The organism is Streptomyces viridifaciens (assembly GCF_001888885.2).
Lineage (GTDB): Bacteria > Actinomycetota > Actinomycetes > Streptomycetales > Streptomycetaceae > Kitasatospora > Kitasatospora aureofaciens.
Genome location: NZ_CP090841.1, coordinates 7,762,560 through 7,775,922, shown reverse-complemented (window position 1 = coordinate 7,775,922; position 13,363 = coordinate 7,762,560). Strand labels below are relative to the sequence as shown.

The 13,363-nt window shown below is 72.6% G+C and carries 14 protein-coding genes and 1 pseudogene; 6 read left to right on the top strand and 9 right to left on the bottom strand.

Going from position 1 to position 13,363, the window contains the following annotated elements; genetic code table 11:
* Positions 1 to 57: 57 nt before the first annotated feature.
* Positions 58 to 1,017 carry an NAD-dependent epimerase/dehydratase family protein gene (locus BOQ63_RS41975; protein ID WP_454131956.1) on the bottom strand — a complete coding sequence of 320 codons (960 nt, stop codon included), beginning with the start codon at positions 1,015 to 1,017 and terminating at the stop codon, positions 58 to 60.
* Between the two features lie 474 nt (positions 1,018 to 1,491).
* Between BOQ63_RS41975 and BOQ63_RS41970 the strand changes: the two genes are divergently transcribed.
* The gene (locus BOQ63_RS41970; RefSeq protein ID WP_370863339.1) at positions 1,492 to 2,883 is read left to right on the top strand and encodes an MFS transporter; all 1,392 of its coding nucleotides are present in this window, start codon (positions 1,492 to 1,494) and stop codon (positions 2,881 to 2,883) included.
* A gap of 22 nt (positions 2,884 to 2,905) precedes the next feature.
* Here BOQ63_RS41970 and BOQ63_RS41965 read toward each other — a convergent pair whose 3' ends face one another.
* The 3 genes and pseudogenes from BOQ63_RS41965 to BOQ63_RS41955 all read right to left on the bottom strand — a co-directional run.
* On the bottom strand, positions 2,906 to 3,787 hold the full coding sequence (locus BOQ63_RS41965; protein WP_072656084.1) for a fumarylacetoacetate hydrolase family protein: 882 nt from the start codon (positions 3,785 to 3,787) through the stop codon (positions 2,906 to 2,908).
* 98 nt (positions 3,788 to 3,885) lie between these two features.
* A complete protein-coding gene (locus tag BOQ63_RS41960) occupies positions 3,886 to 4,668 on the bottom strand; it encodes an acyl-CoA dehydrogenase family protein (RefSeq protein WP_360331151.1) in 783 nt (260 codons plus the stop codon).
* Between the two features lie 30 nt (positions 4,669 to 4,698).
* A pseudogene (locus tag BOQ63_RS41955) lies at positions 4,699 to 4,998 on the bottom strand (acyl-CoA dehydrogenase family protein); the annotation flags it as partial.
* Between the two features lie 15 nt (positions 4,999 to 5,013).
* Here BOQ63_RS41955 and BOQ63_RS41950 point away from each other — a divergent pair.
* Both BOQ63_RS41950 and BOQ63_RS41945 read left to right on the top strand, forming a co-directional pair.
* On the top strand, positions 5,014 to 5,160 hold the full coding sequence (locus BOQ63_RS41950; protein WP_157881758.1) for a hypothetical protein: 147 nt from the start codon (positions 5,014 to 5,016) through the stop codon (positions 5,158 to 5,160).
* Positions 5,153 to 5,596 carry a DUF1634 domain-containing protein gene (locus tag BOQ63_RS41945; RefSeq protein ID WP_072656082.1) on the top strand — a complete coding sequence of 148 codons (444 nt, stop codon included), beginning with the start codon at positions 5,153 to 5,155 and terminating at the stop codon, positions 5,594 to 5,596. The genes BOQ63_RS41950 and BOQ63_RS41945 overlap by 8 nt, the downstream gene beginning before the upstream one ends.
* Positions 5,597 to 5,699: 103 nt before the next feature.
* Here the strand turns inward: BOQ63_RS41945 and BOQ63_RS41940 are convergent, their stop codons facing one another.
* Positions 5,700 to 6,365, bottom strand: coding sequence for a hypothetical protein (locus BOQ63_RS41940; protein ID WP_050367082.1), 666 nt, complete (start codon positions 6,363 to 6,365; stop codon positions 5,700 to 5,702).
* 115 nt (positions 6,366 to 6,480) lie between these two features.
* Between BOQ63_RS41940 and BOQ63_RS41935 the strand changes: the two genes are divergently transcribed.
* Entirely contained in the window at positions 6,481 to 7,122 is a 642-nt protein-coding gene (locus tag BOQ63_RS41935) for a TetR/AcrR family transcriptional regulator (RefSeq protein WP_072656081.1), read from the top strand.
* Positions 7,123 to 7,282: 160 nt separating this feature from the next.
* On the opposite strand, the gene BOQ63_RS41930 is transcribed toward BOQ63_RS41935, so the two are convergent.
* Together BOQ63_RS41930 and BOQ63_RS41925 are read right to left on the bottom strand one after the other, a co-directional pair.
* On the bottom strand, positions 7,283 to 9,445 hold the full coding sequence (locus BOQ63_RS41930; RefSeq protein WP_454131960.1) for a SpoIIE family protein phosphatase: 2,163 nt from the start codon (positions 9,443 to 9,445) through the stop codon (positions 7,283 to 7,285).
* Between the two features lie 370 nt (positions 9,446 to 9,815).
* Positions 9,816 to 10,754 carry a LysR family transcriptional regulator gene (locus BOQ63_RS41925; RefSeq protein ID WP_072656080.1) on the bottom strand — a complete coding sequence of 313 codons (939 nt, stop codon included), beginning with the start codon at positions 10,752 to 10,754 and terminating at the stop codon, positions 9,816 to 9,818.
* Positions 10,755 to 10,852: 98 nt separating this feature from the next.
* Here BOQ63_RS41925 and BOQ63_RS41920 point away from each other — a divergent pair, with 98 nt between their 5' ends.
* Together BOQ63_RS41920 and BOQ63_RS41915 are read left to right on the top strand one after the other, a co-directional pair.
* Positions 10,853 to 11,284 (top strand): tautomerase family protein, encoded by a 432-nt coding sequence (locus BOQ63_RS41920; protein WP_030289870.1) that lies wholly within the window; start codon positions 10,853 to 10,855, stop codon positions 11,282 to 11,284.
* 75 nt (positions 11,285 to 11,359) lie between these two features.
* A complete protein-coding gene (locus tag BOQ63_RS41915) occupies positions 11,360 to 11,806 on the top strand; it encodes a nitroreductase family deazaflavin-dependent oxidoreductase (RefSeq protein WP_030289871.1) in 447 nt (148 codons plus the stop codon).
* A gap of 212 nt (positions 11,807 to 12,018) precedes the next feature.
* Here BOQ63_RS41915 and BOQ63_RS41910 read toward each other — a convergent pair whose 3' ends face one another.
* Complete coding sequence (locus BOQ63_RS41910) at positions 12,019 to 12,588, bottom strand: DUF5825 family protein (RefSeq protein WP_051747258.1); 570 nt, start codon at positions 12,586 to 12,588, stop codon at positions 12,019 to 12,021.
* 351 nt (positions 12,589 to 12,939) lie between these two features.
* A complete protein-coding gene (locus tag BOQ63_RS41905) occupies positions 12,940 to 13,101 on the bottom strand; it encodes a hypothetical protein (RefSeq protein ID WP_157881760.1) in 162 nt (53 codons plus the stop codon).
* Between the last annotated feature and the right edge of the window lie 262 nt (positions 13,102 to 13,363).

Sequence of the window (13,363 nt, the reverse complement as noted above, 5' to 3'; positions counted from 1 at the left end):
CGCGTGACCTCCTCGTTTCGGCCGGTGACGGGACACCGTTCACCGGGAGCGTCGGTGTCAGGCCTCGGGGTGGGCGCGGAACCACTCGATGGTGGCCGCCAGTCCCTCGTGGGCCTGTGTCGTCGGCTCCCAGCGGAGCTTGTCGCGGGCCATCGCGATGTCGGGGCGCCGTACCGCGGGGTCGTCGGTCGGCCGGGCCACGAACTGCACGGTGGAGGGCGAGTCCGTGAGCTCGATGATCAGGTGCGCGAGTTTCAGCATGGTGAACTCGACGTCGTTGCCGATGTTCACCGGACCGGCCAGGTCGGAACGGGCCATCGCCAGGATGCCGTTGACGGTGTCGGTGACGTAGGTGAGCGATCTGGTCTGGGTGCCGTCGCCGGTGACGGTCAGCGGCTCCCCCGCCAGCGCCTGGCGGATGAAGGTGGGCACCGCCCGTCCGTCGTGGGAGCGCATCCGCGGTCCGTAGGTGTTGAACAGCCGGACGATCGCGGTGTCCACGCCGATGGCGCCGGCCTCGGCGGTGGTGAGCGCCTCGGCGAACCGTTTCGCCTCGTCGTACACGCTGCGCGGGCCGACCGGGTTGACGTTGCCCCAGTAGCTCTCCGGCTGGGGGTGCTGGAGGGGATCGCCGTACACCTCCGAGGTGGAGGTGAGCAGGAACCTGGCACCGTCCCGGCGGGCGAGCTCCAGGGCGTTGCGGGTGCCCAGGCTGCCCGCGTCCAGCGTGTGCAGCGGCAGGCGCAGGTAGTCGGCGGGTGAGGCGGGCGAAGCCAGGTGGAACACGTAGTCGACGTGCCCTTCGACGTCCAGTCCCTCTCCGACGTCGGCCTCCCGCAGCTCGAAGCCGGGCCTGCCCGCCAGGTGGGCCACGTTGGCCGAGGACCCGGTGCAGAAGTCGTCGATGCAGGTGACCCGGTACCCGTGCGCGACCAGGGCGGTGCACAGGTGGGAGCCGACGAAACCTGCCCCGCCGGTGACCACGGCGTGAAGGCGTTCTCCAGGACGGGAAGTCATCCGATCCTCCTCGGTGCTCGGCCGGTGCGGCGGCGCTCCGCCCAGCCTCACCGCCGCCGGTGGGCCCCGCGACAGATGGGCCGCCCCCCGGAGGGCCGCTGCCGCGCGGGCGGGGCCGTCGATTCCACTGGTGCGACGGGGCCCGGCGCGGTCGGTTAACCCGAACGGACCGGTTCACCCGTTCGAAGGCCATCGGCCGTTCGAGGGCCATCCGCACGGTTCCGCCCCGGCCACGAACCGCCGAGTCGGTGTGAGCAACCCCACCGCCGCGAGGAAACCGCAGGTCAGCGTGCTTACGCCCGGGCCGTGGCGGGCGATGTGAGCCAGCCGACGTTTGCGATCGCGCTCCGCCCGTCGAGCATGGACCTACCGCCCGGCGCACGGTCGCTCCGGCGGCACCGGCTCACGTACGGGCGACGCCTGCCCCGGATCGAGCCCGGCCCTTCCCGCGTCCCACCCGATCCGGTTGTGAAAGTGCTGCCCAGAATCACCGCACCCTCGCGCGCCCGGCGCGTCCTCGTCCCCTCGCCACGCAAGGGCTCCGTCCTGCCTGCGGCGCGTTCGGCGGAGACCGCACCGGAAGGCTCCCGTGCGCCCTGGCGTTCGCTGCGCCACCGGAGCATGCGCTGGTGGTCGCTGGCCAACCTCGTCTCCAACGCCGGCGCCTGGATGCAGCTGACCGTCCAGAACCTCCTGGTCCTCCAGTTGACCGGATCGGCCGCGATCACCGGACTGTCGCTCGCGCTCCAGGTCGCACCCGGTCTGCTGCTGGGACTGGCGGGCGGAGCGGCGGTCGACCGGTGGCCCCGCAAGACCACCGCCGCCGTCAGCCAGGCGGCACTGGCGGTGATCGCGCTCGGCACGGCGGCGCTGGTGGCGCTGGGCGCGCTCAGCGTTCCCGTCCTCATGGTGCTGGCGGTGCTCACCGGGCTGATCGCCACCATCGAGTCCCCGGCCTGCGCACTGCTCGGCAACGACCTCGTCCCCCGTGAGGACGTGCCCTCGGCGATCGCGGTGGGCTCGGTGGTGCACAGCGTCGGACGGCTGGCGGGCACCGCCCTGGCCGGGGTCGCGGTCGGCCTGTTCGGGATGGCGAGCGCCTACCTGGCCAACGGCCTGTCCTTCGTCCTGGTGGCGCTGGTCATTCCGTTCCTGCGGCCGGCGGCGGGCGCGGCACCGGCCGCCGGACCCGAGCCGGAAGCCGACCGCCAGGGCGTCCGGGCCGGCGTCACGTTCTTCTGCGGCCGGCGCCGCCTGGTCGCGGTGGCCTGCCTCACCGGCCTCGGCTCGGTGCTCGGCCGCAACTACGGCCTCACCCTCGCCGCCCTGGTCAGCGGGGCACTGCACGGCGGGGCGCGGGAGTACGGGCTGATCGCCACAGTGCTGGCCGTCGGCGGAACGGTCGGCGCGGTGATCGCGGGCCGGCTGCGCAACCCCTCGGTGCGGCTGGTGGCGGTGCTGACGGCGGCCGGCGGGCTCCTCCAGTGCCTCGCGGCGCTCTCGCCCACCCTTCTCATCCTCGCCCTGCTGGTCGTGCCCATGGCCGTCCTCGAGTCGCTCAGCGACACGGCCGTGACCACGATCCTCCAGACCGACCCGCCCGCCCACCTGCGCGGACGGGTCCTGGGGGCCTGGCGCAGCGTGAGCACGCTCTGGGGCCTGGCCGGCCCGCCGCTACTGGGCGCCTCGATCCAGCTGCTCGGTGCGCGGGGCGCCCTGCTGGCCGGGGGGCTGCTGGTCAGCGGCGCGGTGGGCGGGGGCTCTCTGGTGAGCCGCCGCTCCACCGCCGGGTCGCCCGCCGGTCCGGCCGTCGAAGGGGTCAGCGGCGCGGTCGGCGGCCCGGAACAACTCGTCGCGGCGGCGTGATCCGCGCGGCCGCGGACCGGCCTCAGTCCAGGGCGGTGATCCGGTTGCTGAGCGTTCCGAGCCCCTCGACCGAGCACTCCACGACGTCGCCCGGCGCCAGGTAGCTCGGCGGGTCGGCGGCGAAACCCGTACCGGCCGGGGTGCCGGTGAGGATGAGGTCGCCGGGCTCCAACGGGACGATCCGGGAGATCGCGGCGATGGTCTCCGGGATCGAGAACACCATCTGGTCGGTCCTGGAGACCTGGCGGGGCACGCCGTTGACGCTGAGCGTGATCGCCAGGTCGTGCGGGTCCGGGACCTCGTCGGCCGTGGTGATCCAGGGGCCGAGGGGGCAGCTGCCGGGCAGGCTCTTCGACAGGTAGTACTGCTTGTGCCGGGTCTGGAGGTCGCGCGCGGTGATGTCGTTGGCCACGCAGTAGCCGAAGACGTGGTCCAGTGCGCCGGCCTCGTCGACCCGCCACGCCCGGCGGCCGATCACCACGGCGAGTTCGACCTCCCAGTCGATCTCCCGGGAGAGCGAGAAGTCGATGCCCACCGGTCCGACGGGCGCGGCCACGCAGCCCCGGTCCTTGGTGAACACCACCGGGTGCCGGGGTCTGCGGTACTCCCGGCCGGCCGCGCGGTAGGCCTCCTCCCCGTGATCGGTGTAGTTCAGGCCCAGGGCGAACAGGTTGTTCGCCGGACGCGGCAGCGGCGCCAGCAGGTCGGCCTCGTCGAACGGCAGCCGCGGTCCCGAGCGGGCCCGCTCGGCGAACTCCGCCCAGGCCTCGGGACCGGCCGGGAGCAGCTCGGCCAGGCCGACCGGTCTGCGCCGGTCGGCCGCGGGCAGTGCCAGGGCACCGCCCTCCGGGTCGACCAGCGCGAGTCTCTCCGCTCCACCGGTCCGGACGGTCGCAACGCGCATCGTTCACTCCTCACTCGAACTGGGCGGGGCCGGTCGCACCCCCGCCGGCCGGCGTACGGCCCGGCGGTGGTGCGACCGTGGGGTCCGTACGCTCCGGCTCAGTCGAGCAGCCGGTCCAGGTGCTGGGCGACCGTGCCGCGCAGCACCTCCGAGGCACCGCCGGCCATGGTGAGCATCCGGGCGTCCCGCATCAGCCGGACCAGCGGCATCTTGTCCGACAGCCCGTTGGCGCCGCACACCTGGGCGGCGGCGTTGGTGACCCGCTGCGCCAGCTCGCCCGTCACGTACTTGGCCATCGCGCTGGGCGCTCCGGTCTCGTCCCCGCCGGCCCACTCGCCTGCAGCCCAGTCGACGAGCGACTGCGCCGCCCGCAGCTCACCGACCAGCGGGGCCAGCGTGGACTGCATCGCGAGGTGGCCCGGCGAACCGGCCGGAAGGCGGGCGCTGGCGTAGTCGAAGGCCGTGCGCAACGCGCTCTTCGAAAGCCCCAGGCAAATCGCCGACTGACCCAGGCGCTTTCCGTTGTAGTGGCGCATGATTCTGCGCAGCGAAGTCCGGTCGAAACCGATCACCACCTGCTCGACGGGTACGAACACATCGTGGTAGCGGACGTGGAATTCGCCCAGCCCGCGCAGGCCCAGCTTCTCCTTCCGGTCGTCGATCTCGACCGTTCCGTCCCCGGCGCCGAGCCTGCTCCGGTCGACCAGGAAGAGGCCGACCTCGCGCGATCCGGGGGCCGGCTTGGCGACCACGAAGTGCACCGTCCGGCGGGCCGCGCCGGTGATCCAGTCCTTCTCGCCGCTGATCCGGTAGCCGCCCTCGACCGGGGTCGCCACCGTGGTGAACCGGGCGACGTTCGACCCGGTCTGCGGCTCGCTCATCGCGAAGGCGGCCTGCTTCTCGCCGGTGCGGATCGCACCGAGGTAGTGCTCGCGCAGGTCGGAGCCCGCGTACTCGCGCAACATCCCGATCTGGCCCAGGTTCTGGTCCATCACCGCCTTGGCGACGGACGGCGAGACCCGGGCCAGCTCCTCCAGCACCGCGAGGAGGAAGCGCACCCGCTCGGGGCCGCCGTGCGGCTGGTCGGCCCGGTAGCCGAGGGAGTTGGCGAACAGGCCCTGCCGGGCGATCTCGGCGAACAGTTCGGTGCCGATCTCGTCACTGCGGTCGATCAGTCCGGCCAGCGGGGCGACGCGTTCCCGGGCGAAGCGACGGACGCTCCGATCGTGCTCGGCATCACCACCGGCTCACTGCTCGGCTCCCGGCTCTCCGGCCGGCTCTCGGTGGGCACCATCGAAGCCGTCTACACCACCGTGGTGCTCGCCTCCGGCCTCTCCTTCCTGCTCGGCGCCCTCGGAGTGATCAATGTCTGACCTGCCCACCGAACCGCCCACCGAACTTCCGGCCGAACCGCCCGCCGAGGAAACCGTCCTCGCCACCACCCCGGAGCCCGAGGCCGCGACCGGGCCGACCCCGGACGCCCTCGCCGAGGAGGCCCGCACCAACCGGCTCACCGCCACCGCGCTGCTCGCCACCAGCGCCCTCGCGCTGCTGCTCATCCTGGCCGGCCTCATCACCGCACTGGCCGCCGGAGAACGCACCGCCCGCCCGCTCGCCCTCGCCGACCTCACCTCCCAGCACGGCACCGGGCCCCTGTTGCTCGGCCTCGGCCTCCTCGCCCTCTCCGCCGCCCCGGCCCTCGGCATCCTGGTCACCGTCGCCCGCTGGCTCCGCACCGGCGACCGGCGCCACGCCCTGCTGGCCGCCCTCGTCGTCGCCCTCCTCCTGGGCGGCGCCCTGCTCGGCTGACGCCGCGCCTCCGGGAACCATGAACCCGCCCTCACCCCGCGAGGCCACCGGCTGGATCATCGGCCATCCCGGCCACTCGGCGCTGCCGCGCCCGGATCAGCGGTCAGGCCGTCTGACCGGTGGAGCGGACCAGTCGGCTGCGGACCACCCGGACCGCCGCCGCGAGGGCGAAACCGTAGACGGACACCAGTCCGTGGCCGTTGTCCTGGGCTAGCCACATCGCGAGGCCGAGCACCGGGACCCCGGCCGCCAGGGCGATCTCCTTGGGCACACGGGTGCGGGTGAGGAGGGCGAGGGCGAGGGTCGCGCCGAGGAAGTAGGTGGCGCCGGAGCTGCCGGCGAAGTTGCGCGGGTCGGTGCTCGGGCCGTCGCCGAGGCCGAGCAGGCCGTCGATCCGTCCGGGCAGCACGATGCCGAGCAGGAAGAGGACCAGGGTGAGCGCACCGCCCCAGTACCACTGGGCGAGCGCGGCGACGGCGGCGAGGGTGACCAGGTTCCACAGGTCGCCGAAGAGGCCACCGTTCTGCATGAACACCGAGGTGAACTCGCGCCACCAGCCGGACTTGGCCGGGTCCCCGTCCAGCGCGTCCATGGCGCCGGACCACACCAGCTGGAGCACCACTCCCCCGACTGCGACCACGGTCAGGGCGATCGCCGCCCATGGGAGGGGCCGCCCGCGCAGGGTGTCGCGGCCGACCACGCCGAGCCCGCAGTTGACCATCATGACCATCAGCGCGGCCGTGGTCACGTTGAAGACGATCGCCCCCATCTGCCTGGCCCCTCCCCCCGGGTTGCGGCGCTTTCCAACGCCGTTCGAAAACCTGACGGTGCAAAACTAGCACGTTTTTCGAACGGTGTTGGAAAGCGCTGTTACGGTGGCTCGCATGAAGCTCACCAAGGAGCGCATCGTCGACGCGGGCATGGCCGTCTTCGCCGAGGTCGGCTACCAGAACCTGTCCATGCGCCAGGTTGCCGACCGGCTCGACGCCCATGCCGGCAGCCTCTACTACCACGTGCGCGGCAAGGAGGAGCTGCTCGCTCTGATGGCCGACCGGGTCTGCCGCCGGGCCTACGACGCGGGCACCGCGGCCCTGGCCGCCCTACCGTCCAGCGCGGCCTGGCCGGACCGCGTCGAGGCCCAGGCCACCGCCCTCCGGCTGAGCATCAAGGAGCACCCCGGCGGCGCCCAACTCCTCGCCGAGAGCCCCGGCAAGCTCAGCACCGGCGCGCTCTCCCTGATGGAACGCCTGCTGGGCGCCCTCCTCGACGGCGGCCTGCCCGCCGAGCACTGCGGCATCGCCGCCGACACCCTGCTCAGCCACGTCACCGGCTTCGTCCTCCAGGAGCAGAACCAGCCGTCCTCCCCACCCGCCGTCACCGCCGAGCTCTACGCCGACCTGCGCGAGCGCTTCCCGCTGGTCATGGGCGAGTTGATCCCCCGCATCGGCCAGGACGAGAAGTTCACGCGCAGCGTCCGCCTGCTCTGTACGGGCTTCGCGGCGCTGAAGCCGCCGGTGACGCCCTGACAACGAACCGCCGTCAGGGCGTCACCGGCGGCAAGGGCCCCCGGATCGGAGCGGCTCAGCTCACCAGGTGGACACCCGGGCAGTGGTGGCGGCCGTGCCCGGAGTGCTCGGGCGACGCGGCGGGAGCACGTCACCCGGAACGGTTCCCCGCCGTCGCGGTTCAGCGCGCGACGGAGCGGATCAGCAGGAGCGCGATGTCGTCCGTGCGGTGATCCGTGTGGCCGGCCTGGCCGATGAGGGCGTCGGCCAGGCGGGCGAGGGGCTGGGCGCCGTGGCGGCCGAGGGTGGCGATGAGGTCGGACAGTGCCCGGTCGAGGTCGGCGCCGGGCGTCTCGATGAGGCCGTCGGTGTACAGGACCAGGGTGGTGCCGACCGGCAGGGCGAGGCGCAGTTGCGGGTACTCTGCGGCGGGGTCGACGTTCAGGACCAGCCCGATGGGCGGCTCCACGACCTCCGCCCGGCCGTCCGGGCGGTAGAGCAGGGGTACGGGGTGGCCCGCGGTGGCCAGGCTGGCCTCGCGGGCGGCGAGGTCGACGCGGAGGTAGGTGCAGCTGGCCAGGAGCGTGGTGTCCAGGTCGGTCAGCAGGCGGTTGGTGCGGGCCAGCACGGTGCTCGGGTCGGCGTCGGCGGCGGCGAAGGCGCGGACGGCGGTGCGCACCTGGCCCATCAGCGCGGCGGCGTTGACGTTGTGGCCCTGGACGTCGCCGATGACGACGGCCACGCTGTCGGGCCCCACCCGCATGACGTCGTAGAAGTCGCCTCCGACGTCCATGCCCTCGGTGCACGGCAGGTAGCGGGCGCTGACCTCCAGGCCGGGGACGACGGGCAGCACGTGGGGCAGCAGGTTCTCCTGAAGGCCCTGGGCGAGGCCGAGTTTGGTGTCGTACAGCCGGGCACGGTCCAGGGCCTGGGCGATCAGCCCGCCCAGCGAGGTGAGGACGGCACGCTCCTCCAGGTCGAAGTGGTGCGGTTCGGCGAAGGCCAGCACGCAGGTGCCGATCAGCCTCCGCGAGGTCACCAGCGGCAGGTAGGCCCAGGCGGCCATGCCGTCCTGGGTCTCGGGGCGGTTCGGGTAGAGCAGTTCCAGCTCCGCCCGGTTCTCGAAGAACGCCGGCACGGCGTTGGTCGACGCCTGGACGCCGGGTGTCGACTCCGTCAGCGGGGTGCCGTCGAACTGGTCGATCTGGCCGGGCGGGTAGCCGCGGTGCCCGACGATGCGCAGTCGGCCCCCCTCGGCCATCAGGACCGCGAAGGCCTGGCCGCCGAAGGCCGGCACGATCTGCTCGGACACCATGCGCACCACGTCCTGCACGCCGATGGCCTCGGTCAGCGCGCTCGCCAGGTGGAGGATGTGGTAGAGCGCTCCGGGCGTGGTGTGCACGGCCCGCTCGGTGGAGAACCCGGAATGCGAGCGCCGGGTGGGGTCCGCGGCGCCTTCGACGACGGTGCCGGGGTCGGCGACGGAGACCCGCGCGGTGAGTCCGGAGGCGTCGGGGAAGAGCTGGAAGAGCAGCCACCGGTTCGGCGGCCGCAGCGCGACGAAGGAGGTGGACTGCCCGCTGATCACCGCACCCCGGTAGTGGTACTCGTACACCGGGTCCCGCAGCCACGGCAGCACCGTCCACGGGCGCGCGCCGATCAGCCGCTCCGCCGGCTCGCCGAGCAGTGCCGCGGCGGCGGGTGTGACGGCGGCCAGCCGGCCGTCCAGATCGATGTCGCAGAGGCCCTCCGGCAGCCGCGCTATCGCCGACGCGAGGGGATCGACGACCCGTGCCTCCGCGAGCGCGGACCGTGGGCCGGCCCGGATCGGACGGCCCGCGGCGGCGGCCTCCGCCGCCACCTCGGCCAGGCGGGCCGCCAGCGCACCGAGCCCGTCACGTTCGGGGCCCGACAGCTCGGGGGAATGCGAGGCGGGCCAGAGGATGAAGAGCACGCCGTACGTCACCCCGCGCGCGACCAGCGGAACGGCCCCGAGGCAGAACGCGTACGGCATGGAGACCGCGACCCTCGGGTACCGGCGCGCCATGTCGTCGCCGCTGCCCACCCACACGATCTGACCGGTGCGCGCGGCTTCGGCCACCGGGATCGGCGCGGCCAGTCCGATGTGCCGCCAGGGCCTGGTGAACTGCCGGGCGGCCCCCAGCGTCACGGCCAGTTCGAGCACCTGGCCGTCCTCCGACAGGAGGTAGAGGCCGCCCATGTGCGCGTCGAGCCGGTCCGGCACCGACCGCATGATCCGTGCCAGCGGCTCGATGCCGTGCCCGGCCATCGCCCCGGCCGCCTCTCGGCCGGGCCTCGACGGCGGCTTCCACGGCATGGTCATCACGGAACCTCGTTCGGGCGGACAGGCACAGCTGGAGCCTCCCTCCATACTCGCCCGGACGGGCCCTGTGCGTCCCGTCGTCCCGTCATCCCGTAGCCGGACTGCAGCGCGGCGCCCCGGTCGCGACCGCTCCGCCGGGTGGCGGGCCCGTGAACGGCGCACATGAACGGCGTACCGGCGGCTCGGTGGGGCCCGGGTGGGGCGGGCGGATTACCGGCCGGTACGCCGTGGCCACATCATCCGGCTTCGTGGCCCGGAAATCGGGCATCGCACGGGCGAACAGCCGGCTCGTCGTCGCCCGGTCGTGGTCGGGGAGGTCGTCGTCGGTCGGGCGGGGGGCGACCGGGCGGGCGCCCGAGCCTCTGGGCGGTCAGTCGGCGTGGTCCGCGATGTCCGGGAGGTCCGCGAGGTCGGCGGCCTGTCGGCGCAGGGCGCGGGCCAGTGCCTGCGTGGGTGCCGTGGGAGGACCCGGCAGGCGCACCAGGTTCAGGTGTCGTACCTCCTCCGCGACGCCTTCGACGGGCACGAAGCGGACACCGGGCGGGACGACGGGCAGCAGCGACGGCGTGGCGGTGGTGATTCCGGCGCCGCCCGCGACCAGGTGGAGCTTGGTCAGCCAGTCCCGGGCGGTGTGGCGGACCTTCGGCCGCCCGGGCAGGCCGGGCCAGACGCCGAGCAGTGGCTCGTCCGCCGTGCCGGGACTGGCGATCCACGGGGCGCCCGCGATCTCCTCGACACTGACGCTGCCCCGTTCGGCGAACCGCCCGTCCGCAGGCACCGCCACGGCCAGGTGCACTTCCAGCAGGGGCTCGACGCTCAGGGGCGGATCGTCCGTGTCGGGCGAGCGGTGCGGTGGCCGTGAGGAGAGCACGGCGAGATCCAGGGTGCCGGCCCGCAGCGCGCGCACGAGGGAGGGAGTGGTCCCCTCACGCGTCGTCACCTGGATGTGCGGGTGCTCCTGGCGCAGCATCGCCAGGGCACGGGGCACGATCACCGCTCCGGCCGCGGGGAAGAAGCCGAGCCGGACGCTGCCCCGCTCGGTCTCCTCCGCTCCGCGCAGCTCCCGTTCGGCGGCCTCGAGCGCGTCCAGGGCGACGACGGCGTTGCGCAGCAGGGCGCGGCCTGCGCCGGTCAGCCGGACACCGCCCGGGTAGCGGTCGAAGAGCCGGGCACCGGTCGCCTGCTCCAGCGCGGCCACCTGCCGGGAGACCGCCGACTGGGTGTACCCGAGCGCTTCCGCCGCGGCGGTGAAGGTGCCCCGCTCCGCCACCTCGCGCAGTACCCGCAGCCCGACCAGCGTCATCTCCATGACCAGACAGCATATCCACCATGCCGGACATTCGTTGGCGGAATGGCCCGTCGCCTTCCTAGCGTGAGGGCAGGAAAACGGAAGGAAGGCAACAGAACATGCCTCTGATCAACATCTACCTGCGCCAGGGCACCACCGCCGAGCACCGCCGGAACGTTTCCCTGGGCATCCACAAGGCCATGGTCGACGTGCTGAAGGTTCCCCAGGACGACCAGTTCCACGTCATCCACGAGGTCCAGCCCGAGAACTTTCAGATGCAGCCGGTCGTGTTCGGCCTGCGCCGCAGCGAGCGCGCCATGTTCGTCCAGATCTCCATCAACCACCGCACCGCCGAACAGAAGGCCGAACTCTTCCGGGCGATCGTCGACAGCCTGCGGTTGTTCGCGGACGTCCCGGAGGAGGACATCCTGATGACGATCAACGAAACGGCCCGGGAGAACTGGTGGGCCGCCGGCCGCGTCGTCGACCCCGCCACCGGCTACGACGAGCGCATGGGCGACGCGCTCACCGGCACCGAGGCCACGACCTGAGGCGTCTGCCGGGGGCGCCCGGGTACTGTCGACCCGTCTCCAGGCATTCGGTACACGAGCGATGGGGTGAATGCGGTGCCGCTTGAGGGCGAGTACGAGCCGAGTCCGGCGCAGTGGGTCCGCGAACAGGTCGAGCTGTACGAGAGTTCGGGTGGCACCCAGGGCGCCACGCTCCGGGACACGGGCCTGCCGGTCGTCATCGTCACGATGCGCGGCGCGAAGAGCGGCAAGATCCGCAAGGTTCCCCTGATGCGCGTGGAGCACGAGGGGCGGTACGCGGCGGTGGCCTCGAAGGGCGGCTTCCCGCACCACCCCGTCTGGTACTTCAACCTCAAGGCCGACCCGCACGTGGATCTCCAGGACGGCGCCGAGCGCCGAGCCATGACGGCCCGTGAGCTCACCGGCGAGGAGAAGGACCAGTGGTGGCAGCGCGCGGTCGCCGCGTACCCGCCGTACGCCGAGTACCAGGAGAAGGCCCACCGCGAGATCCCGGTCTTCGTACTCGAACCCGACGCGCGGTAGTCGAGTCAGCGGATCGCGTCGGCCGGGCCCTCCTGTCATCTCGTGGCGGCAGCGTCGGGACCTTGACCTCAACCACACTTGAGGTCCTAGCTTGGTGGGGAGGACGGGGAGCTTGTCGCCCCTGAGTAACGTTCGCCGCCACCACCGAGGTCTGATCCGAACTCCCCCAACGGCCCACCACCTTCCTGATGGTGGGCCGTTGGCGTAGAGGCCTACACCGCGCTGAACGGTACGGGCCAGCGGCGCATGTGGGTGGGCAGGGTCAGTAGCAAATCGCCAACGCGGTACATCAGGTTCTCCGCGATGAGCAGGCGGACCGCCTCGCGCTGCGTCGCGGTGAGTTGTTCTGCCGGTAGTGGAGTGCGTCCGGCCATGAAGGTCGCGATCAGGTCGGGGTGGTCGAGCGTCAGGTGGATGTCGTTCTCCGCCCTGGCGTCCTTGATCGTGATGAAGCCCGGACCCCGCCTGAAGTAGCACAGCCCGTACCGGAACGCCTCCTCCCACGGCTCGGCCGGAAGCCCGGCGATCCTGCTCGGCGGCCAGAGGTGGTGCAGCGGTGCGGTGTCGAGTTCACCACCCCCCGACGCCGCCCAACGGACCGCCACGCCTTCCTCCAGCGCAACCTGCAGGAACCTCAAGAACGACAACGTGGCCAGCGGGTCGTCCCCGCCCCACTCGACCTCCTCGTGCACGACGATGAAGCCGCCCTCCACCGTGGCGCCGTACCCCGGATCGTGCCTGCGGAACAGGTCTGCCGCCCGATCGCCGACCACCGCGTTCACTCGGCTCCCGCCCAGGACGTGACCGGGAGGTCGCGCACCGCCAGTGCCACGACCTGCTCCCCGTCGCAGTAAACGAGCCCGCGCTCCCGCAATCCCGCCAGCACCGGGCCCCACCGCTCTCGGCGAGCAGGAACGCGGCCCAGTCCATCGCCGCGTGCACCTCGGTGACCTCGGCTTCCGGCCGGGTCCGTGCCACGCAGCGGCGCAGGATGCCGATCGCCAGCGAGGGCAGCTCCAGCAGTTGCCAGGGCATCGACACCAGGCTCAGCCTCAAGTTCCGCTCCCCCGCGTCGGGCCGGGGCCCTGGTGTGGTGGGGCCCCGACCGTCGATAGGTCTGTCTCGGCGTGGGCTCAGCTGTCCCGTTCGGCGGACGAGTCAACCCGGGACGGCGGAGCGTCGATCCGGTACGCCGGTGGCGCGTCGATCCGGTACGCCGGCGGGGCGTCGATCCGCGGAGCCGAGTTCGAAGTCCCGCTGCTCATCACGGTCTTGGTGATCTGCATCGTGGTCACCTCCTCTCCCACAGGCCAGGGCGCGCAGCAGCCCGGACGTCCACAGGGCGTCCGGGCTTGCACGCCAGGTCACTGTAATAGGCACCCGACCACCGGTGAATAGGTACGACGATGCGCCTGGTGTGACCTCACATCTGCTGCGGGTACGACACAGTTCTGTACGGGTCAGGGGTGGCGAAGGTCAAGAACCCGGGGTGGCGAAGGTCAGAAGAGGCCGGCAGGGATGTTGTCGGTCCCTACGCCGTGGCATGGCCGTCGCCGG

Coding starts and splice junctions, on each gene's coding strand:
- BOQ63_RS41975 (WP_454131956.1), bottom strand. CDS start 1,017: ATGACTTCCCGTCCTGGAGAACGCCTTCACGCCGTGGTCACCGGCGGG.
- BOQ63_RS41965 (WP_072656084.1), bottom strand. CDS start 3,787: ATGCGCGTTGCGACCGTCCGGACCGGTGGAGCGGAGAGACTCGCGCTG.
- BOQ63_RS41960 (WP_360331151.1), bottom strand. CDS start 4,668: ATGAGCGAGCCGCAGACCGGGTCGAACGTCGCCCGGTTCACCACGGTG.
- BOQ63_RS41945 (WP_072656082.1), top strand. CDS start 5,153: ATGTCTGACCTGCCCACCGAACCGCCCACCGAACTTCCGGCCGAACCG.
- BOQ63_RS41940 (WP_050367082.1), bottom strand. CDS start 6,365: ATGGGGGCGATCGTCTTCAACGTGACCACGGCCGCGCTGATGGTCATG.
- BOQ63_RS41935 (WP_072656081.1), top strand. CDS start 6,481: ATGAAGCTCACCAAGGAGCGCATCGTCGACGCGGGCATGGCCGTCTTC.
- BOQ63_RS41930 (WP_454131960.1), bottom strand. CDS start 9,445: ATGACCATGCCGTGGAAGCCGCCGTCGAGGCCCGGCCGAGAGGCGGCC.
- BOQ63_RS41925 (WP_072656080.1), bottom strand. CDS start 10,754: ATGGAGATGACGCTGGTCGGGCTGCGGGTACTGCGCGAGGTGGCGGAG.
- BOQ63_RS41920 (WP_030289870.1), top strand. CDS start 10,853: ATGCCTCTGATCAACATCTACCTGCGCCAGGGCACCACCGCCGAGCAC.